The 21,753-nt window shown below is 40.2% G+C and carries 15 protein-coding genes and 2 pseudogenes; 15 read left to right on the top strand and 2 right to left on the bottom strand.

The window, feature by feature from the left end; all coding sequences use genetic code 11:
* Positions 1 to 90: 90 nt before the first annotated feature.
* Both tnpA and O3670_RS09730 read left to right on the top strand, forming a co-directional pair.
* Positions 91 to 258: pseudogene (gene tnpA / locus O3670_RS09735) on the top strand (IS200/IS605 family transposase); the annotation flags it as partial.
* A gap of 551 nt (positions 259 to 809) precedes the next feature.
* On the top strand, positions 810 to 1,307 hold the full coding sequence (locus O3670_RS09730; RefSeq protein WP_371596080.1) for a sigma-70 RNA polymerase sigma factor region 4 domain-containing protein: 498 nt from the start codon (positions 810 to 812) through the stop codon (positions 1,305 to 1,307).
* Between the two features lie 112 nt (positions 1,308 to 1,419).
* On the opposite strand, the gene O3670_RS09725 is transcribed toward O3670_RS09730, so the two are convergent.
* Positions 1,420 to 2,262 (bottom strand): mechanosensitive ion channel family protein, encoded by an 843-nt coding sequence (locus O3670_RS09725; RefSeq protein ID WP_175057371.1) that lies wholly within the window; start codon positions 2,260 to 2,262, stop codon positions 1,420 to 1,422.
* A gap of 142 nt (positions 2,263 to 2,404) precedes the next feature.
* Here O3670_RS09725 and tig point away from each other — a divergent pair, with 142 nt between their 5' ends.
* From tig to O3670_RS09680, 9 genes and pseudogenes are all read left to right on the top strand, one after another.
* Complete coding sequence (gene tig, locus O3670_RS09720; protein WP_002889721.1) at positions 2,405 to 3,688, top strand: trigger factor; 1,284 nt, start codon at positions 2,405 to 2,407, stop codon at positions 3,686 to 3,688.
* 157 nt (positions 3,689 to 3,845) lie between these two features.
* Positions 3,846 to 4,421 carry a DNA-directed RNA polymerase subunit delta gene (rpoE, locus tag O3670_RS09715; RefSeq protein WP_002885605.1) on the top strand — a complete coding sequence of 192 codons (576 nt, stop codon included), beginning with the start codon at positions 3,846 to 3,848 and terminating at the stop codon, positions 4,419 to 4,421.
* A gap of 252 nt (positions 4,422 to 4,673) precedes the next feature.
* Entirely contained in the window at positions 4,674 to 6,278 is a 1,605-nt protein-coding gene (gene pyrG / locus O3670_RS09710) for a CTP synthase (protein WP_117647281.1), read from the top strand.
* A gap of 94 nt (positions 6,279 to 6,372) precedes the next feature.
* Complete coding sequence (locus O3670_RS09705) at positions 6,373 to 6,843, top strand: DUF3013 family protein (protein WP_175057372.1); 471 nt, start codon at positions 6,373 to 6,375, stop codon at positions 6,841 to 6,843.
* 15 nt (positions 6,844 to 6,858) lie between these two features.
* The gene (locus O3670_RS09700; protein ID WP_175057373.1) at positions 6,859 to 7,293 is read left to right on the top strand and encodes an NUDIX hydrolase; all 435 of its coding nucleotides are present in this window, start codon (positions 6,859 to 6,861) and stop codon (positions 7,291 to 7,293) included.
* Between the two features lie 3 nt (positions 7,294 to 7,296).
* Positions 7,297 to 8,188, top strand: a pseudogene (locus tag O3670_RS09695) (GIY-YIG nuclease family protein).
* A 10-nt stretch (positions 8,189 to 8,198) separates the two neighbouring features.
* Entirely contained in the window at positions 8,199 to 9,152 is a 954-nt protein-coding gene (gene prmA / locus O3670_RS09690; protein ID WP_175057375.1) for a 50S ribosomal protein L11 methyltransferase, read from the top strand.
* Positions 9,153 to 9,896 carry a 16S rRNA (uracil(1498)-N(3))-methyltransferase gene (locus tag O3670_RS09685; protein WP_175057376.1) on the top strand — a complete coding sequence of 248 codons (744 nt, stop codon included), beginning with the start codon at positions 9,153 to 9,155 and terminating at the stop codon, positions 9,894 to 9,896.
* 165 nt (positions 9,897 to 10,061) lie between these two features.
* On the top strand, positions 10,062 to 12,602 hold the full coding sequence (locus O3670_RS09680; RefSeq protein ID WP_371596079.1) for a bifunctional 2',3'-cyclic-nucleotide 2'-phosphodiesterase/3'-nucleotidase: 2,541 nt from the start codon (positions 10,062 to 10,064) through the stop codon (positions 12,600 to 12,602).
* A 42-nt stretch (positions 12,603 to 12,644) separates the two neighbouring features.
* On the opposite strand, the gene nrdI is transcribed toward O3670_RS09680, so the two are convergent.
* Positions 12,645 to 13,103: a class Ib ribonucleoside-diphosphate reductase assembly flavoprotein NrdI gene (gene nrdI / locus O3670_RS09675; protein WP_022496522.1), complete on the bottom strand. Its 459-nt coding sequence runs from the start codon at positions 13,101 to 13,103 to the stop codon at positions 12,645 to 12,647.
* Positions 13,104 to 13,271: 168 nt separating this feature from the next.
* Here nrdI and O3670_RS09670 point away from each other — a divergent pair, with 168 nt between their 5' ends.
* The 4 genes from O3670_RS09670 to ilvA all read left to right on the top strand — a co-directional run bounded on the left by O3670_RS09670 (position 13,272) and on the right by ilvA (position 21,455).
* Positions 13,272 to 15,491: a RelA/SpoT family protein gene (locus O3670_RS09670; protein ID WP_037604083.1), complete on the top strand. Its 2,220-nt coding sequence runs from the start codon at positions 13,272 to 13,274 to the stop codon at positions 15,489 to 15,491.
* A gap of 12 nt (positions 15,492 to 15,503) precedes the next feature.
* Positions 15,504 to 15,947, top strand: a complete 444-nt coding sequence (dtd, locus tag O3670_RS09665) for a D-aminoacyl-tRNA deacylase (protein WP_002889739.1) — start codon at positions 15,504 to 15,506, stop codon at positions 15,945 to 15,947.
* A gap of 385 nt (positions 15,948 to 16,332) precedes the next feature.
* Positions 16,333 to 20,094 carry a glycoside hydrolase family 66 protein gene (locus tag O3670_RS09660; protein ID WP_371596078.1) on the top strand — a complete coding sequence of 1,254 codons (3,762 nt, stop codon included), beginning with the start codon at positions 16,333 to 16,335 and terminating at the stop codon, positions 20,092 to 20,094.
* 110 nt (positions 20,095 to 20,204) lie between these two features.
* Positions 20,205 to 21,455 (top strand): threonine ammonia-lyase IlvA, encoded by a 1,251-nt coding sequence (ilvA, locus tag O3670_RS09655; RefSeq protein ID WP_037604085.1) that lies wholly within the window; start codon positions 20,205 to 20,207, stop codon positions 21,453 to 21,455.
* Positions 21,456 to 21,753 lie beyond the last annotated feature (298 nt).

Here is a 21,753-nt window from a genome sequence, read left to right as displayed (position 1 = left end):
CAGGTCTAGCTTTTTTTGTTTTACGAAAACCACTAGCTGTGCTAGTGGTTCCGAAAAGCTTTTAGCGATATATCAAAAAAGTCCCCCTAATTGGTGAGTATACCACCGAAACTAAGTATTTCCTCATTTATGGGATATTTAAAGGGTAAAAGTAGCTTAATGATATTTGATCGACACGCTAATTTAAAGTATAAATCTGGAAATCGCAAATTTTGGTTTCGAGGGTTTTATGTTGATACGGTTGGGCGAAATCAGAAGTGACTTGAAGAATATATTCGTAATCAATTACAAAAGGTAGTGCTGAAGGGAAACCATTCGGTAGGCCTTTAGGCCTCGGCCGGTAACAGAGGCTTTTAGCCGAAGAGCAAGCCACCGGTTCTCACGGGTGGTTTTGACTGATCTGTTTGTCAACCGTAGTGAGTGACGAAAAGCTAATATCTAGAGTGGATATAGTGGTATAGGGTAATCTAGTTTTGTTTAAATCTGGATATGAGTGACAGTTTCAAAAACAAGGGAAACCTTAATATTTTACTCTTTAATTCCGATTAATTCTGTGGTATTCTTAATAAGTCTCATGAGTTCTTCCTAATGATGGTTTGGTCGCTTTTCATTATAGTTCTTATGGGACTTTTTGTGTATACTCAAAAAGCTCTATAATCTCTACAGTGGTTTTTACCCACTACAGAAATTATAGAGTCTACCATTTTTATAGTGACATATATGTCTCTATTTTATTTCTTATGTATCTCTTATAATAGATTTCGTAATTATTTTAATTACAAATATTTTATCTATTTATAGGAGGTTTAATGGAACAAGAAGTTTTTGTTCACGCATATGAAGTTGTAAGGCCGATTGTACTTAAGGCTAGTAGACAATATTTCATCCAACTTTGTGACCAAGCTGATATGGAGCAGGAAGCAATGATGACACTTTATCAGCTTTTAAAAAAGTTTCCTGAGTTAGCGTCTGATGATGATAAGCTTCGACGTTATTTCAAAACTAAGTTTAGGAATAGGTTGAATGATGAGGTTAGAAGACAGGAGTCTGTAAAACGACAAGCTAATAGACAATGTTATATCGAAATTTCAGATATTGCTTTTTGTCTTCCGAATAAAGAGTTAGATGCGGTAGATAGGCTTGTTTATGATGAGCAGCTTAATGCTTTCCGTAATCAGTTGTCTTCGGAAGATGCTACTAAGTTAGACCGTCTGCTAGCTGGAGAATGTTTTAGAGGTCGAAAAAAGATGATCAGGGAGTTAAAATTTTGGATGGTAGATTTTGATCCTTATAATGAAGAAGATTAATTTTGAATATAGATTCTAGTCTAGTATTATTGAGTAAAAGTCATAAAAAACACTTCGAAAGTAGATTTCTGTTATCTATCTTTTGAAGTGTTTTTAATGTAGTGTAAAGAATTTATTTTACTGCTATTGGGTTTCCAATGAATCTTGGAAGTTCAATGTTTTCTTTGATTAGAGCTTCTTGGTAAAGTTTTAAGAAATCAGCATAGATATGAGTTTGTTGTCCATTTTTCGTAAAAATATCAATACGAAATACTAGTTGTCCAGAAGGAGTTGTGCTTAATCCAATGATATTTGGAGCTCCACAGATTTGAGGATAGTTTTCAATGTTTTCTCGATTTACTTCTTGTATGATGCTTGTCACTTTATTGATATCGGTTGACGGATAGACTGGGATATCAATTTGAGCTCTCATGTCCCCTCGAGATTTGTTGGATACAATTGTGATATTTCTGTTAGGTATAAAATGGAGGGTTCCATCAAATCCTCGAATTTGAGTAGTTCGAATACCTACGGTTGAAACAAGGCCTGTAACGGCTCCTACTTCAACTGCGTCACCGACTTCAAATTGGTTTTCTAACAATATGAAAAAACCATTAACGACATCAGATAGGAAGCCCTGAGCTCCTAGACCAAGAGCAACTCCAGCAAGTCCTGCCCCAGCAAGGAGGCTAGATACTGGGACCCCAAGGATACTAAGAAGACAGTAAATAAGGAAGAAGTATAGCACGTAGTTCATGCAATTGTGTAGTAATCGTTCAATGGTTTTTTGTCGAGCAGGTGTTTGAATTGTCCAAGCTAGAGAGCGTCCCACTGTATGTTTAAAAAGGAAGTTGATAATCTTCTTACTAAGAAGAAAGATGATGAGGAGAATAAGGAGTTTAATCCCTTTCGTAATGAGTACCATTAGGGTCTCTTCAAAATTAAATTGTTGGATGTATCTTTGTAAAATATTCATAGATCTAGTTTATCAAAATTTTGATAAAGTAGCAGTTTCTAACGATTTTCTTGTGATTAAATTGGATAAAAAAACTTTTAAAAGGCTTTGAAATATGGTAAACTAAACTGTATCTATAAAAAATTTTAAGGAGAATGACTACATGTCTGTATCATTTGAAAACACAGCCACTAACCGTGGTGTGGTGACATTCACTATCGGTCAAGATAAAATTCAACCAGCTTTGGATCAAGCATTTAACAAGGTTAAAAAGAATTTGAACGCTCCAGGCTTCCGTAAAGGACACATGCCTCGTGCCGTATTTAACCAAAAATTTGGTGAAGAAGCTCTTTACGACGATGCTTTGAATGCAATTCTTCCAGCAGCTTATGAAGCAGCGATTGCTGAACTTGGTCTTGATGTTGTTGCACAACCAAAAATTGATGTAAAATCAATTGAAAAAGGTCAAGATTGGACACTTACTGCAGAAGTTGTTACAAAACCTGAAGTAAAACTTGGTGCATATAAAGATCTTGAAGTTTCAGTTGAAGCTTCTAAAGAAGTTACTGATGAAGAAGTTGATGCTAAGCTTGAAAACGAACGCAAAAACTTGGCTGAATTGGTTGTTAAAGAAGGTGCAGCTGAAAATGGCGACACTGTTGTTATCGACTTTGTTGGTTCAGTAGACGGTGTTGAATTTGATGGTGGTAAAGGTGAAAACCACTCTCTTGAACTTGGTTCAGGTCAATTTATCCCAGGTTTCGAAGACCAATTGGTTGGAGCAAAAGCTGGTGATGAAGTAGAAGTTAAAGTAACTTTCCCAGAAGACTATCAAGCTGCTGACCTTGCAGGTAAAGCTGCTGTATTTGTTACTAAAGTTAACGAAGTTAAAGCTAAAGAAGTTCCAGCTCTTGATGATGAGTTGGCTAAAGATCTTGACGATGAAGTTGAAACTCTTGACGAGTTGAAAGCTAAATACCGTAAGGAACTTGAAGCAGCTAAAGAAATCGCATTTGATGACGCTGTTGAAGGTGCTGCACTTGATTTGGCTGTTGAAAACGCTGAAATCGTTGAATTGCCAGCAGAAATGGTTGAAGACGAAGTTCACCGTGCTATGAACGAATTCATGGGTAACATGCAACGTCAAGGTATCTCTCCTGAAATGTACTTCCAAATCACTGGTACAACTCAAGAAGATCTTCACAAACAATATGAAGCTGACGCTGACAAACGTGTGAAAACTAACCTTGTTATCGAAGCTGTTGCTGCTGCTGAAGGATTCGACGCTACAGAAGAAGAAATCCAAAAAGAAATCAATGATCTTGCAGCTGAGTACAACATGGAAGTATCACAAGTTTCTGCACTTCTTTCACCTGAAATGCTTAAACACGATATCACTATGAAGAAAGCTGTTGAAGTTATCACAAGCACAGCAAAAGTTAAATAATATGACTAAAATCAAGTTTCTGTTGAGACTTGATTTTTTCTTCTATAAATGCTTTGACTATTGACTCTTTTTAGCGTAAAATAAAAGGTAGCGAAAAATTGATTGCTGAGCTATTTCTGATGGAAACTAGCTTGAGTAAGAATGAAGGAGAACCACTTTGGAACTAGACGTATTTGCTGGACAAGAAAAAAGTGAATTATCAATGATTGAAGTGGCCCGTGCTATCTTAGAAACACGTGGTCGTGATAATGAAATGTATTTCAATGATTTGGTCAATGAAATTCAAAATTACTTAGAAAAATCGGATGCTGATATCCGCAATGCTTTGCCATTCTTTTATTCAGATTTGAATACGGATGGAAGTTTCATTCCACTAGGTGATAACAAATGGGGCTTGCGTTCATGGTATGCAATTGATGAAATCGATGAAGAGGTCATCACATTGGAAGATACTGATGAAAATGCACCAAAACGTAAGAACAAGAAAGTTAATGCCTTCATGGATGGTGATGAAGATGCCATCGATTATAATGACGATGATCCAGAAGACGAAAACTTCACACCTGATTCTGATAGTCTTGAATATGACGACGATAGCGAAGATGATGAGAAAGCCGAAGTGGAATCTTATGACTCTGAGTTGAATGAAATTATTCCAGATGATGATTTGGATGATGTTGAGTTGTCAGAAGAAGATGATGACGATGACTATGAGGATGAGTCAAACGACTAAGTTTTCATTGACAAATGGTCTTGGATAGTTTAGACTATTTATCGGGCACCTCTTTTGAAGAGGTCATGATTAAGGCTCCCAGAGTGAAACTCTTGGGGGTCATTTTTGTTTTTAGTCATTTACTGGACTTGTCTAAGGTGAGGTACTTTGTACTGCTCCAATCAGGTACTAGGAAAGGGCTGTCGTGATTATTTGAGTGGGTAATCAATCTACTATCTGTAGTTGTTTTGAATAATATTATAAGGAGTTAACATGACAAAATATATTTTCGTCACTGGTGGTGTGGTATCTTCAATTGGTAAAGGGATTGTAGCTGCAAGTCTTGGACGTTTGCTTAAGAACCGTGGTCTTAAGGTTACGATTCAAAAATTCGATCCTTACATCAATATTGACCCAGGGACAATGAGTCCTTACCAACACGGTGAAGTTTATGTCACTGATGATGGTGCTGAAACTGACCTTGACCTTGGTCACTACGAACGTTTTATTGATATCAATCTTAATAAATACTCTAACGTGACTACTGGTAAGATTTACAGCGAAGTTTTGCGTAAGGAACGTAAAGGGGAGTATCTTGGTGCGACTGTTCAGGTGATTCCGCATATCACCGATGCTTTGAAAGACAAGATTAAGCGTGCAGCGACAACGACTGATTCAGATGTCATTATCACTGAAGTTGGTGGTACGGTTGGGGATATTGAAAGTCTTCCATTCCTTGAAGCTCTTCGTCAAATGAAGGCTGATGTGGGTTCTGATAATGTTATGTATATCCACACAACGCTTCTTCCTTATTTGAAGGCTGCTGGTGAAATGAAGACAAAACCAACGCAACACTCTGTTAAGGAATTGCGTGGTTTGGGTATCCAACCAAATATGTTGGTTATTCGTACAGAACAACCTGCTGGTCAAGGAATTAAGAATAAATTGGCTCAGTTCTGTGATGTTGCACCTGAGGCTGTTATCGAATCACTCGACGTGGAACATATCTATCAAGTGCCACTTAATATGCAGGCTCAAGGTATGGATCAAATCGTTTGTGATCATTTGAAACTAGATGCTCCAGCTGCAGATATGACAGAATGGTCTGCTATGGTTGATAAGGTACTTAATCTTAAGAAGACAACTAAGATTGCCCTTGTCGGTAAGTATGTGGAGCTTCACGATGCTTACTTGTCAGTGGTTGAAGCACTTAAACACTCTGGTTTGGCAAATGATACTGCTATTGATATTGACTGGGTCAATGCTAATGATTTGACTGCTGAAAATGTTGCCTCTCGTTTGGCTGATGCTGATGGTATTATTGTTCCTGGTGGTTTCGGTCAACGTGGTACTGAAGGTAAGATTCAAGCTATTCGTTATGCACGTGAAAATGATGTGCCAATGTTAGGTGTCTGTCTCGGTATGCAATTGACATGTATTGAGTTTGCTCGCCACGTTCTTCACTTGGATGGCGCTAATTCAGCTGAGCTTGATCCAAACACAAAATATCCAATTATCGATATTATGCGTGATCAAATTGACATTGAAGACATGGGTGGTACTCTTCGTCTTGGTCTTTACCCATGTAAGTTGAAACCAGGTTCTAAGGCAGCTGCCGCTTATGGCAACCAGGAAGTTGTTCAACGTCGTCACCGTCACCGTTATGAGTTTAATACCAAGTTCCGTGAACAGTTTGAGGCTGAAGGCTTTGTCTTCTCAGGTGTGTCACCAGATAATCGTTTGATGGAAGTGGTGGAGCTCCCAGACAAGAAATTCTTTGTGGCAGCACAATACCACCCAGAATACCATAGCCGTCCAAATCATGCGGAAGAACTTTACAGTGCCTTTGTGACAGCAGCGGTTGAAAATGCTAAATAATTATCTAAGACAGAGTGGGATAGCCTACTCTGTTTTTTATTGGCTCCTTTTATGCTAAAATAAAGGGAATAATAAGAAAGAACGAGGAAAACAAATGGCTAAATTCGGCTTTTTGTCAGTATTAGAAGAAGAACTGGATAAGCACCTGGACTATGATTTTGCGATGGACTGGGATAAAAAGAATCATGCTGTGGAAGTAACGTTCATCCTAGAAGCGCAAAACAGTAGTAATGTGGAGACTATTGATGCTAAGGGTGAAGTGTCTGATGAAGATGTCATTTTTGAGGATTACGTGCTCTTTTATAATCCAGCAAAATCACGTTTTGATGAAGAGGACTACCTAGTGACAATTCCATATGAACCTAAGAAAGGTCTATCTCGTGAGTTTTTGTCCTATTTTGCGGAGACCTTGAATGAGGTGGCAACAGAAGGATTGAGTGACTTGATGGATTTTCTATCTGATGATGGACCTGAGGAATTCGGTTTGGTTTGGGACAAAGAAGCTTTCGAAAAAGGGAAAGCTCAACTTGAAGAGAAGGAATTTTTTGCTTATCCAAGGTATTAAAGGGAGCGAAAAGGGATGGATACTTATTTAAAAGATCAGTTCGATTTTACAGGTGTTAAAGCTGCCTTACTCGTAGAGCAAAGTATTTTAGTCATTCTCAGAGATAATAAACCAGATATTCCTTGGCCAAATACATGGGAGTTGCCAGGTGGTGGAAGAGAAGGTCAAGAAACGCCTCTTGAATGTCTTCAACGTGAGGTCTGGGAGGAGCTGGGCTTGACTTTGAAAGAGGAATCTATTATTTGGTCGAAAATCTATCCTAGTATGTTGGATAAAGATAGGTCAGCTGTTTTTGTGGTTGGTCAAATTAGCCAAGAGCAGTATCGTGAGATTCGTTTTGGTGACGAGGGACAGGAATTTAAACTAATGCCTATAGAGGATTTTATAAAAGCAGAAGGAGTCATTCCCCAGTTGCAGGAACGAGTACGTGATTATGTGGAGAGGTATTAAATTATGAAGCGTGGTAAAAACATTAACATGTTTCTTATGGATGGTGAAGTAACGGGGAAAATCAAATGTACCTTATCCAATTGGACTGGTGTGATTTATAAAATTTCTCGAATTCAATTGGCTGATCTAAAATCACGTGATGAATTGAAACAAACTGGTATTTATTTCTTATTTGGACGTGATGAAGATAAACAAAAGAATGTTACTTACATTGGCCAGGCAACGAATAGGAAGAATGGTGAAGGGGTGCTTTTGCGTGTGCAGGAGCATACTCGTGATAGTCATGCAGATTATTTTAATGATGTCATAATTTTAACGACACAGAATAATTCCTTTGGCCCCACAGAGATTAGCTACTTGGAGAATAAATTTACTCAGTTAGCAAAAGAGTCAGGGCGTTACATTGTAAAAAATGGTAATGAGCCAAATCCTGGGAATGTGACGGAAGAAAAACAATCTGAACTGGATGAAGTAGTTGAAAATGTTTTAATGATTGTTGGGACATTGGGGTATCGAGTTTTTATTCCTATGACAACGAATGTAGATCAGCAAACTCGCAATGATGCAGAGCAGTATTTGTACTTGAAGAGAAAAATGAAGAAATCAAATTATTGAGGCGAAATGTGAGAGAACAACAGAAGGTTTTGTTGTTTTAGAAGGTAGTCAAGTTGAGATGATAGATTCACCAGCAATACCTACCAGCCTGAAGGAATTGCGTAAGGAATTAATCAAAGAAAATGTAATTAAAGATGGTATCTTACAAGAAAAACAGCTTTTCTCTAGTCCCTCTTATGCAGCAGCATTTGTCTTAGGAATGAATACGAACGGTCGAATGGATTGGAAAGATAAAGATGGCAAGACCTTAAAAGAATTAGAAGAAATGATATATTATTAAGGAGAAATAAATGGACAAATGGCAAGAATTAACGATTGAAGTTAATCGCGAGGTCGAAGAAGCGGCTTCTAATATTTTAATTGAGTCTGGGAGCCAAGGTGTGGCTATTGATGATAGTGCAGATTATTTGGAAAATGCGGACCGTTTTGGGGAACTTTATCCTGAGGTTGAGCAGGTAGAGACGGTTAAAATTACGGCTTATTATCCGGAATCAGCAGATATCGAGGCCATTACCAAGCAGGTTAATGAGCGTTTGGCTGAGTTAACGGATTTTGGTCTTGAAACAGGAGATATTCACTTGGCTACTCAAGAATTGGTTGAAGAGGATTGGGCTGAGAATTGGAAGAAGTACTATGAACCAGCTCGCATTACCCATGATTTGACTATCGTACCGTCATGGACGGATTATGAGGCATCAGTAGGTGAGAAGATTATCAAGCTAGATCCTGGTATGGCCTTTGGGACAGGAACACATCCAACGACTAAGATGAGCCTCTTTGCCTTGGAGCAGGTGCTTCGTGGTGGTGAGACGGTGATTGATGTGGGGACTGGTTCAGGAGTCCTCTCGATTGCTAGCTCTCTGCTTGGTGCCAAGGAAATCTACGCTTATGACCTTGATGATGTGGCGGTTCGAGTGGCACAGGAAAATATTGATATGAATCCTGATATGGAAAATATCCACGTTGCTGCGGGAGATCTTTTGAAGGGTGTGACGCAAGAAGCTGATGTTATCGTGGCTAATATTTTGGCGGACATTCTCATTCATCTGACAGAAGATGCCTACCGTTTGGTTAAGGATGAAGGTTACTTGATTATGTCAGGCATTATCTCTGAAAAATGGGATATGGTGCGTGAATCGGCTGAGAAAGCAGGTTTCTTCCTAGAAACTCACATGGTTCAGGGAGAGTGGAATGCTTGTGTCTTCAAGAAGACAGATGATATTTCAGGTGTGATTGGAGGCTAAATGCAACAGTATTTTATAAAGGGGAAGGTTGAAAATCCAGTAATCATCAAGGATAAGGATACTGTGAAGCATATGTTTAACGTTATGCGTTTGACAGAGGATGATCAGGTTGTCTTGGTTTTTGAAGATGGTATCAAGCGTCTTGCGCGTGTGACTGACCGTGAGAATCACGTCTTTGAAGTGATTGAAGATTTAACTGATAATGTCGAGATGCCTGTTTCTGTAACCATTGCCTCAGGTTTTCCCAAGGGAGATAAACTGGAGTTGGTGACACAAAAGGCAACAGAGCTTGGAGCTCAGGCTATTTGGGCCTTCCCTGCCGACTGGTCTGTGGTTAAGTGGTATGGTAAGAAGCTAGCCAAGAAGGAAGATAAACTTGCCAAGATTGGTCTAGGAGCTGCAGAACAATCTAAGCGTAATCGTGTTCCAGAAGTCAGATTGTTCGAGAAAAAAGGGGAATTTCTATCAGAATTAGATAATTTTGATAAGATTTTTATCGCCTATGAGGAAACAGCCAAAGCAGGTGAGTTGGCTACTCTAGCTCGTGAGTTGGCTCAGGTAGAGAGTGGTCAGAAAATTCTCTTTATCTTTGGACCAGAAGGTGGTATCTCTCCGTCTGAGATTGATGCCTTTGAAGAAGCTGGCGGTGTTAAAATTGGCCTTGGACCGCGCATTATGCGGACGGAAACCGCTCCTCTCTACGCTTTGAGTAGTGTCAGTTATGCCTTGGAATTGAATAAGTAAGAGAAAGTTGGCCTTGTTCCAACTTTTTTTGTATTTGACACTTTTAAGCTAAGATTGCATCGTGCCATTAGTTTTGTATGACAAATTGAGCATTTCTAAAAAAGTTGATAATCTTATTTAGATTTAATATAATTGTACTATCTTTATAAAAGGGGAAGATTTTTAATGAAAACGAATCGTTATGTGACTCAATCTGCTGTGGTTTTGGGCCTTTTTGCTCTCTTGACTGTGCCACAAGTCCTAGGTCATGCTGATGAGGCAACCGCACCAGTACCAACTACTTCAACTGAAACTGTGACAGATAGTGGGACTGTTGCCGTATCTGGACAAGGAACTTCGGGAACAGCTGTTCAAGGAGGAACAGAAACTGTTTCTACTACAGCAACAGCAGTAGCGACAAATGCGTCTGCAGAGCCATCAGCTAATACCTCAACGGCCCAAGCAAGTCAAGAAGCCAGTGCTGTTTTGACGAATGCCAATCAGGTGACACCGGCAGTGCCAGTACAGGCTGAAACTGTTACAGAGCCTGCTCATGAGGGGCAGACCGTTGATATGCAGATTTTGTCAACAACAGATCTTCATACCAACTTGGTTAACTATGATTATTATCAAGATAAGCCGTCTCAAACAGTTGGTTTGTCTAAAACTGCTGTTCTTATCAAAAAAGCCCGTGAAACTAATCCCAATACGGTCTTAGTGGACAGTGGGGATACGATTCAGGGAACTCCTTTTGGGACTTATAAGGCTTTGATTGACCCTGTTGCCCAAGGTGAGACTCACCCTATGTACAAGGCCTTTGAGATGCTGGGCTACGATGCCGAAACACTTGGAAACCACGAGTTTAACTATGGTCTAGAATTTTTGGATCGTATGGTTAAGGCTGCTAAGATTAACATTATCAATGCCAATGTGCGTAATGCTCAGACAGGTGACTACTATTACAACCCTTATAAGATTGTTAACAAGACCTTTACTGATACGGACGGCAAACAGGTAACACTAAAAATCGGTATTACTGGTGTCCTTCCAACACAGATTTTGGTTTGGGATAAGGCCAACCTTGAAGGTAAGGTAACCGTTGATGATCCAATGGAGGCTGTTAAGGCTATCGTTCCTAAGATGAAGGCTGCAGGAGCTGACTATATTCTTGTTGCTGCTCACTCTGGTATTGGTGATAATGAATACACTAAGAACGAAGAAAATGAGGGTTACCAAATTGCTGGTATCGAAGGCGTTGATGCTGTTGCGACAGGGCATTCTCATGCGGATTTCCCAAATGGAGATGGTACAAGTTTTTATGCGAAATACCCTGGTGTAGATGATGTCAATGGTCTCATCAATGGGAAACCTGTGGTTATGGCTGGTAAATTCGGAGATCATCTAGGCATCATGGATGTCAAATTGACTTACACGGATGGTAAATGGAAAGTTGTTAACAGTAAGGCCAAGCTTGAAAAGATTGATACTAAGTCAGATGTTGCGGACAAGGACTTAATTAATATGGCTGCTCATGACCATAATGGAACAATCAACTATGTTCGTAAGGAAGTTGGTGAGACTACTGCACCAATTACTAGCTATTTTGCTCAGGTTCAGGACGATCCATCTATTCAAATCGTTAATAATGCACAACTATGGTATGCTAAAAAACAAGTAGCGGGAACAGCAGATGCGAATCTTCCACTCCTCTCAGCTGCAGCACCTTTCAAGGCGGGGACTCGTGGGGATGCGACCTACTATACCGATATTCCAGCAGGACCATTAGCCATTAAGAATGTCGCGGACCTCTACCTCTACGACAATGTTACTGCCCTACTCAAGGTGACTGGTGCACAAATAAAAGAATGGTTGGAAATGTCTGCAGGACAGTTCAATCAAATTGATCCTAATAGCAAAGAGCCACAACAACTCATTAATAGTAGCTATCGCTCATACAATTACGATGTGATTGATGGGTTGACTTATAAGTTTGATTTGACACAACCTAACAAATACGATCGTGAAGGTAAGTTGGTTAACCCAGATGCTAGTCGTGTTCGTGACTTGACTTATCAAGGTAAACCCATTGATTTGAATCAGACTTTCCTTGTCGTGACTAACAACTATCGTGCGACTGGTAACTTCCCTGGTGTTAAGGATGCTGCAGAAAAACGTCTCCTCAATCTTGAGAATCGTCAGGCAATCATTGATTATATCGTTAGTGAGAAAACGATTAACCCAACGGCTGATGGAAATTGGAGTTTCGTTCCTAATATTACGAATGCAGATATCCGTTTTGCCTCATCTGACAATGCACGTGCCCACCTTGCTGGTCAGGATGCCATTAGTTATGTAGGACCATCAACACAAGCAGGATTTGCAGAGTACCGCTTTGTTGTTAAGGAAAAGGCAAATCAAGTTGAGGATACGACTAAGAAAGAATCTGAGAAGTCACCAAAAGGTGTTGAGATGGCAGACCAAACTAAGCATGTGAAACCAAATGCTACTGCAGTTGCTAGCATGGCTAAACCTGCTTCAGCTATCCAATTGTCAAACGCTCAAGTCGTTATCTTACCTCAAGATCAAGTGCAAGAAACTCAAGGTTCAAGTTCAGTTAAGGCCTTGCCAAACACTGGTTCAGACGAATCTATGTCAGCAACTTTAGCTGGTATGGTTCTTATGACCTTGGCTGGATTCTTTGGAATCAAAAAACACGAAAAAAATTAAGCAAAGGAAAAAGCCCCTGTCAGGGGCTTTTTTGCTGTAGTTTTAGCGTTGGTTAAAGTTCTTTTGTGCTTCTAGAATAATAGGTGCCAGACGTTCGATATCAGACTGTGTGCCACGAAGCTCAAAGTCTCCCAACATAGGGAAGCCAAAACGTTGACTGTATTGTTTGGCGGTTAGGCAGTACTGGTTATTGAAGTTACGGTTACCAGAACCGATGATACCAAAGCAACGTTTGTGGTTATCATGGGCTGCGATAAAATCTCCCAGTGGATTGGTTAGGATTTCGACATCTCCATTGTCCACGCCATTTCCACCTTCAAGGTAGGTTGGCAAGAGTGCGACAAAGGGTTCATCTACTTGGAAGGTTTCATGATTAAGCTCTTTAATATTGATTTGGCGACATTCAATCCCGTGGTTGAGGGATAGGTAGTCAGACATACGTTTGACAAAGCTTTGGGTATTGCCACTTAGACTAATATAAACGAGGGTAAGTTGAGACATAAGCGTCCTCTTTCTATCTATATCTTGTGTTTGCTCAATCATTCTAACACAAGATGTTGTGCTTTTCAAGTTAGCTCCTTGTGATTAAGAATTGCCTATCTAGCTCTTTTTCTTTACTTGTAAAAGTGATAAAATAAAGGTTATTATAAAGAAGCGAAGGAAGAAATCATGGCTAAAGATAAAAATGTAACAGGAGAAGAAATTTTAGACATTTGCTCGGCCTACATGTCAGCAGATGATTTGAAATTAGTTGAAAAAGCCTGGCATTATGCGACAGATGCTCATAGTGGGCAATCTCGTCAGTCAGGAGAACCTTATATTATTCACCCTATTCAAGTGGCAGGTATCCTGGCAGACCTTCATCTTGATGCAGTGACAGTAGCCTGTGGTTTCTTACACGATGTCGTTGAAGACACCGAAAAAACGCTCGATGATTTGGAAACGGATTTTGGTACGGATGTACGAAATATCGTAGACGGTGTTACTAAGCTTGGTAAGGTTGAGTACAAGTCCCACGAGGAGCAGTTGGCTGAAAACCACCGTAAGATGCTTATGGCCATGTCTAAGGATATCCGTGTCATCTTGGTTAAATTGGCCGACCGTTTACACAATATGCGTACCCTAAAGCATCTTCGCAAGGATAAGCAAGAGCGCATTTCTCGTGAAACCATGGAAATCTATGCTCCTTTGGCTCACCGTCTGGGTATCAGTCGTATCAAATGGGAATTGGAAGATATGTCCTTCCGTTACCTTAATGAGGTGGAATTCTACAAGATTTCTCACATGATGAAGGAAAAACGTCGTGAGCGTGAGGAACTTGTGGACGAGATTGTCGATAAAATTAAGACCTACACAGCTGAACAAGGACTTGTTGGTGATGTTTATGGTCGTCCAAAGCATATCTACTCTATTTATCGTAAGATGCGCGACAAGAAAAAGCGCTTCGATCAAATTTATGATTTGATTGCCATCCGTTGTGTTATGGAGACGCACAGTGATGTTTATGCCATGTTGGGATATATTCATGAGCTCTGGCGTCCGATGCCTGGCCGTTTCAAAGACTATATTGCCAATCCTAAATCCAATGGTTACCAGTCTATCCATACAACGGTTTATGGACCAAAAGGACCTATTGAAATCCAAATCCGTACCAAGGAAATGCACCAAGTTGCCGAATACGGGGTTGCAGCTCACTGGGCTTACAAGAAAGGGATTAAGGGCAAGGTAGATTCAAAAGAGTCCGCTTTGGGAATGAACTGGATTAAAGATCTTGTTGAACTTCAAGATGCCTCAAATGGTGATGCTATGGGATTTGTAGACTCTGTTAAAGAGGATATCTTCTCAGAGCGTATTTATGTCTTTACGCCAAATGGTGCTGTTCAGGAATTGCCTAAAGATTCAGGACCTATTGACTTTGCCTATGCTATCCATACCCAAGTTGGAGAGAAGGCTACAGGTGCTAAGGTTAATGGCCGTATGGTTCCCTTGACTGCCAAACTTAAGACAGGTGATGTGGTTGAGATTGTCACTAATGCCAATTCTTTTGGTCCTAGTCGTGACTGGATTAAGATGGTCAAGACAACCAAGGCCAGAAATAAAATTCGACAATTCTTTAAGAATCAGGATAAGGAAGCTTCTATCACCAAGGGTCGTGAGCTTTTGATTGCCTACTTCCAAGAGCATGGCTATATTGCCAATAAGTACCTAGACAAGAAACATATTGAGGAAATTCTCCCTCGTATGAGTGTGCGTAGTGAAGAGGCTCTCTATGCCGCTGTTGGCTTTGGCGAAATTAGTGCTGCTGCTGTTTTCAATCGTCTGACAGAAAAAGAACGCCGTGAGGAAGAGCGTGCTAAGGCAAAAGCTGAAGCTGAAGAGCTAATGAACGGTGGCGAGGTTAAGACTGAGAAGAAAGAAGTTCTTAAGGTTAAGAGTGAAAATGGCGTTATCATTCAAGGTGCTTCAGGTCTCCTCATGCGTATCGCTAAGTGCTGTAACCCAGTTCCTGGAGATGAGATTGAAGGTTACATTACCAAGGGTCGTGGTATCGCTATTCACCGTTCAGATTGTAATAATATCAAGAGTCAAGAAGGTTATGAACAACGTTTAATCGAAGTGGAGTGGGATGAACGTAATGCCAATAAATCTTATTTGGCAGAGATTGACATCTATGGCCTTAACCGTTCTGGTCTGTTGAATGATGTTCTTCAAATCTTGTCAAATACGACCAAGAGCATCGCTACGGTCAATGCGCAACCGACTAAGGACATGAAGTTTGCCAATATTCACGTTAGCTTTGAAATTGCAAACCTTATTGAATTGACCGGTCTAGTGGATAAGATTAAAATTATCCCAGACGTTTATAGCGTTAAACGTACAAATGGTTAAGGAGTTACTGCGATGAAGATTGTGATTCAGCGCGTGCAAAGTGCCTCTGTGGTTATTGAGGATTCTACGGTTGGTGCCATTAAACAGGGGCTCTTACTCTTGGTCGGAGTTGGTCCAGAGGATACCAAAGAGGACCTAGAGTATGCAGTTCGTAAGATTGTCAATATGCGTATTTTTTCAGATGAAGATGGCAAGATGAATCTTTCTGTTAAGGATATTGATGGCCAGATTTTGTCGATTTCTCAGTTTACGCTTTTTGCAGATACGAAAAAAGGGAATAGACCAGCATTTACGGGAGCTGCAAAGCCTGACATGGCTAGCCAGTTCTATGACGATTTCAACCAATCCTTGTCAGCTCATGTTCCTGTAGAAAGAGGACGCTTTGGTGCAGATATGCAGGTTAGTCTGGTCAATGACGGACCTGTGACCATTATTTTAGATACTAAAAATCGATAAACAAACCATTTCTCGCCTTGTGTGAGAGGTGGTTTTTTTTACTCTCATCGTATGGGCAATTTAGGTGCTCGATTTTCATTATTTGGGATTTATTTTTGTTATTTTAAGTAGGCTTAACCAAGTGAATATTTAATGAAATTAGAAAATGTTTTTCTCAAATTTCTGAAAAAATCTGACCATTCATGATGAAAAAATTACCGTTTACGAGGATTGCCGGAAATTCCCTTGTCTTACAAAAAAGATTAAGTTAACATTAGTTTCATAAGAAACACCAAGCGATTTTTATGAAACTAAAAAATAACTCGAGTTCACAGCATGCAAATACCAATAGTGATAATTTGAAACGCCGAGGTGATTTAAACTTTTTTTAGAGGGATAGAGAGATATGTCAAAGAAAGTAGCGTCAACTAAATTATTATCAGGGTTGTTTGTAGCCGGCGGTGTCCTAGGGATGAATCAGGTCGCCAAGGCAGATAGCATGGTCAGTTCAGAAGCAACAAAACCAGTCATTACAACTGAAGCAGATAACTTGGTGGTGGTACCAACGGAGGCAGTTGCTCCAGTTGCGACAACAGAAGTAGGTCCATCATCTGCCGCTGTTGCGACAGATACTGCAACAACAGCAACAGCTTCTACAATATTTTCACAAGCTGTGTCAGCAGAGAGTGCTAGCTCAGAAATGCTTGTAGCCAGTGAAGCACTAGATCCTGAGTCAGCTGCTGTGGAAACCATCACATCATCATCTGATAATGCTACTGAAGCAGGACGCCATTCAACTGCTCAAGTAACACCAGTTACAGAAGTGACAGAGCAAAACTTGAATGGTGATGCCTACTTGACAGATCCAGAAACAACAAAAGCAGCCTATAGCAAGACAGATGGTGATATTAATTATTCCGTTGTTGTGTCTAATCCAACAGCAGAAACTAAGACGATGACTGTCAACTTGACACTTCAACATGCTTCAGAAATCATCGGTCAAGATAACGTTGACCTTACGCTAGCGGCAGGAGCTTCAGCTAAGGTTTCAAACTTGACAGTAGCGTCAGAGTGGTTGACAAACAATACAGGTTACTTGGTGACAATCAGTGTCAACGATAAATCAGGTAGTACTTTGTCAAGCAAGCGTGCTGGCTTGTCTGTTGAAGATGATTGGACAGTTTTCCCACGTTACGGTATCGTAGCAGGTTCGCCAACTGATCAAAACAGTATTCTTGTTAAAAATCTTGAAGCCTACCGTAAAGAGCTTGAGCTCATGAAGTCTATGAATATTAACTCATATTTCTTCTATGATGCTTATAATGAAGCTACAGATCCTTTCCCAGAAGGTGTCGATAGCTTTGTTCAAAAATGGAATACCTGGAGTCATACTCAGGTTGACACTAAGGCTGTTAAAGAATTGGTTGACCAAGTTCATAAGTCAGGTGCTGTTGCCATGCTTTATAACATGATTTCAGCAGATTCAAATCCAAAGAATCCAGCACTTCCACTTGCTGCTTTGGCTTATAACTTCTACGATAGCTTTGGTAAGAAGGGTGAACCGATGACTTACACTATCGGTGATAACCCAACTCAAGTTTACTATGATCCAGCGAATCCAGATTGGCAAAAATACATCGCAGGTGTCATGAAATCAGCTATGGATCGTATGGGATTCGATGGTTGGCAAGGTGATACAATTGGTGACAACCGTGTGACTGATTATGAGCACCGTAACAGCACAGACGAGGCTGACTCACACATGATGTCTGATTCCTATGCGTCATTTATTAATGCCATGAAGGACCTCATCGGTGAAAAGTACTACATCACAATCAATGATGTTAATGGTGGTAATGATGATAAACTAGTCAAGGCACGTCAAGATGTTGTTTATAATGAGCTTTGGACAAACGGTGGTTCAGTTATTCCAGGACGTATGCAGGTTGCCTATGGTGATTTGAAAGCACGTATCGATATGGTACGCAATAAAACTGGTAAATCACTTATCGTTGGTGCCTACATGGAAGAACCAGGGATTGACTATACTGTTCCTGGCGGAAAAGCAACTAACGGTGCTGGTAAAGATGCCCTTGCTGGTAAACCATTGCAAGCTGACGCGACACTTCTCGTAGATGCGACAGTAGCTGCAGCCGGTGGCTATCACATGTCCATTGCAGCCCTTGCCAATGCTAATGCAGCCCTTAACGTTCTTCAAAGTGCTTATTACCCAACGCAATACCTCAGTGTAGCTAAGGACACTATTCGTAAGCTTTACAATTACCAACAGTTTATCACTGCTTATGAAAATCTTCTCCGTGGTGAGGGTGTGACTAACAGCACTCAGTCTGTATCTACCAAGAATGCGGCTGGTGAAATCCTTTCTAAAGATGCTCTTGGTGTGACAGGAGATCAAGTTTGGACATTTGCTAAATCAGGAAAAGGTTTCTCAACTGTTCAAATGATTAACATGATGGGCATCAATGCGGGCTGGCATAATGAAGAGGGTTATGCGGACAATAAAACACCGGACGCACAAGAAAATCTCACAATTCGTCTTAGCCTAGCAGGTAAAACAGCTCAAGAAGCAGCTAAAATTGCTGATCAAGTCTATGTGACATCACCAGATGATTGGGCAACTTCAAGCATGAAGAAGGCACAAGCAAGCCTTGAAACAGATGAAAATGGTCAACCAGTGCTTGCCATTTCAGTTCCTAAACTAACTCTTTGGGACATGCTCTATATCAAGGAAGACACAACAGCAACACCGGTAGAACCAGTTATCTTGAAACCAGTTACTAACCAAGCTAGTAAGAAAGCAGATAATACCGTAACATCTGAAGCAAGCTCAGAAACAGCTAAATCAGAAAATACAACAGTAAACAAAGGTTCAGAGGCTCCAACTAATACGAAACCATCTGTTGAAGCTCCTAAACTCGATGAAACAACCAAACCAGCACCATCAGTTGACGAGTTAGTAAACTCAGCAGCTGTTCCAGTGGCGATAGCTGTGTCTGAGACCGCACATGATAAGAAAGATGACAACTCAGTATCTAATACGGATCAAGGTACAGTAGCGTCAGATTCAATCACTGCACCAGCTTCAGAGGCTGCAAGCACAGTTGCCTCAACAGTCTCATCAGAAGTATCAGAAAGTGCAACAGTATCATCGGAAGCATCAGAAACTGAAAATAGTTCAGCAGCATCGACTTCAGAGTCAGCAATTTCAACGACGACAGCAATTTCAGAATCACATGCAGTAGTTGAACCAGTGGCTTCTTTGACAGAATCAGAAAGTCAGGCAAGCACTAGCCTTGTTTCAGAAACTACAAGCACAATTGTCTCAGTTGCTCCGTCAGAAGTATCAGAAAGCACAACAGTATCATCGAAGGTCTCAGAAACTGATATTATCTCAGAAGCATCAACTTCAGAGACTTCAGCATCTGAATCAGAGAATTCAATCAGCACAGTCGTTTCAGAATCAGAAGTAGTTGAAGAACCAGCTGTTTCATTGACAGAATCAGAAAGTCAAGTGAGCACTTCAGAAGTGACTTCGGCAATTTCAGAAACAGTGAGCACGTCTGAGGAAGTCATCCTTGATGGACTATCAGAAAACATCAATAGTTGGAATAGCCTCTCTGCAGCTCCTCGCGTCTCAGAAAACTTACCAAGTACTTCTGAAACGATTACAGAAGCAGCATCACTCTTTAGCAATTATGCAAGATATTCAGAAACAGCAAGCTCAGAATCTCACTCTATGGTAGCAGCTTCTTCAGAAGCTTCAATTGAAAAATTAGCAGTATCAATCTTGAAAGATACTGAGGGTGGCTTGTACGATGCAACTACAATCAGAAATATTGTTGAGATGATTGATAGCATTACAACAAATGTTAGCTATACTCGCAGTAGCCGTCAAGACCTTATCAATACAGCTTCGTCAGATAACACTTACAGTGGTAGCCAAGATCTTAACCTTGCAAGTAAGACAACGACGCAAGCAGGTGAAAAAGGAACAACTGAAGATCTTAAGGCTACAATTGCTAAAACAGCAAAATCTCACAAGTGGGGAGAACATGCTGTAGCTATCCTTACAGCCATTGTCCTTGCAGGTGCGGCAACCCTTGCAGCTCTTCGTAACTTCTTGATGTCAAAAAAAGTTGATAAATAATAAGTAGAACTCTTTGTGTAAACAAGGAGTTTTCTTTATACTGGCTGCTATTTTTTCTGAAAATTGTGATACAATAGAAATAGTTTGAATATTGTGTCAAAGGAGAGCCAATGATTACTGCAAATGATATCGTAAAGGCTAATGAAGTCTTAAAAAACGTGGTGGAACGCACACCACTAGATTTTGATCGCTACTTATCTGAAAAATACGGGGCGACCATTTATATTAAAAAAGAAAATATGCAAAAGGTACGCTCTTTCAAATTGCGAGGAGCCTACTATGCTATTCATCAATTGAGTGATGAGGATAAGGCGCGTGGTGTGGTTTGTGCATCAGCCGGAAACCATGCTCAAGGGGTTGCCTACACTTGTAACGAGATGAGAATTCCGGCAACCATCTTTATGCCAGTAACAACGCCTCTCCAAAAAATTGGTCAAGTCCGTTTCTTTGGTGGCAAGTTTGTAACAATTAAATTGGTGGGAGATACCTTTGATGCTTCTGCTCAAGCAGCACAGGAATATACCAAGTCTGAAGGCATGACTTTCATTGATCCATTCGACGATTATAATGTCCAAGCGGGTCAAGGAACAGTTGCTTATGAAATTTATGAGCAGGCTCAAGAGGAGGGTGTTTCCTTCGATAGTATCTTGGTTCCAGTAGGTGGCGGAGGCCTTATCTCAGGTGTGGCTACTTATATCAAGGATGTGGCACCATCTATGGAAGTTATTGGTGTTGAGGCTAGTGGTGCTCGTAGTATGCGTGCTGCCTTTGACCGTGGTTATCCTGTAAAACTCGAAGAAATTGATAAGTTTGCGGATGGGATTGCTGTTCAAAAGGTAGGTGTCAAGACCTATGAAGTTGCACGTAAATATGTTGACCGTCTCTTGGGAGTTGATGAAGGCTTGATTTCAGAAACCCTAATTGATATGTACTCTAAGGTTGGTACCATTGCAGAACCCGCAGGTGCAGCATCAGTAGCAGCTTTGGAAGTGATTAAAGATGAGATTAAAGGAAAAACCATCGTCTGCATCATTTCAGGTGGTAACAATGATATCAACCGTATGCCAGAGATGGAAGAACGTGCGCTTATCTACGATGGCATCAAGCATTACTTTGTGGTTAACTTCCCACAACGTCCTGGTGCCCTTCGTGAATTTGTAAATGATATCTTGGGACCAAATGATGATATCACTCGTTTTGAGTACATCAAACGTGCTAATAAAGGAAAAGGTCCAGTTCTCATTGGTATCGCTCTTAGTGACAAGAACGATTATGATGGACTTCTCGATCGTCTTTCAGCCTTTGACCCAAGTTATATCAACCTTCACGGTAACGAAACACTTTACAATATGCTTGTCTGAGGACAGGTTCACATAATGAAAAAAGAATCGACGAAAGTCGGTTCTTTGTTTTTATTAAGAATAAAAACAGAATGCTAAAAATATGTTTAACAAAACAAGGTTATTTATTCATATTTTATTCACTTTAAGAACCCCTTTTTATTTTTAAATATAAATATTAGATTAGAAAGAAAAAACATAATTGTTTTCTGTAAATAAGTCATGAGTAGATAAGGTGTTATAATATAAACATTTTGAAGGTTTAAAACAGCTTAAAAAGGCTATTAAAATTTTTAAAAAATATCCAAAAAAGTCTTGA

The organism is Streptococcus sp. 27098_8_74, assembly GCF_041431705.1.
Lineage (GTDB): Bacteria > Bacillota > Bacilli > Lactobacillales > Streptococcaceae > Streptococcus > Streptococcus salivarius_E.
The sequence above is the reverse complement of the archived record's forward strand: the minus strand, read 5'-3'. Positions and strand labels throughout refer to the sequence as shown.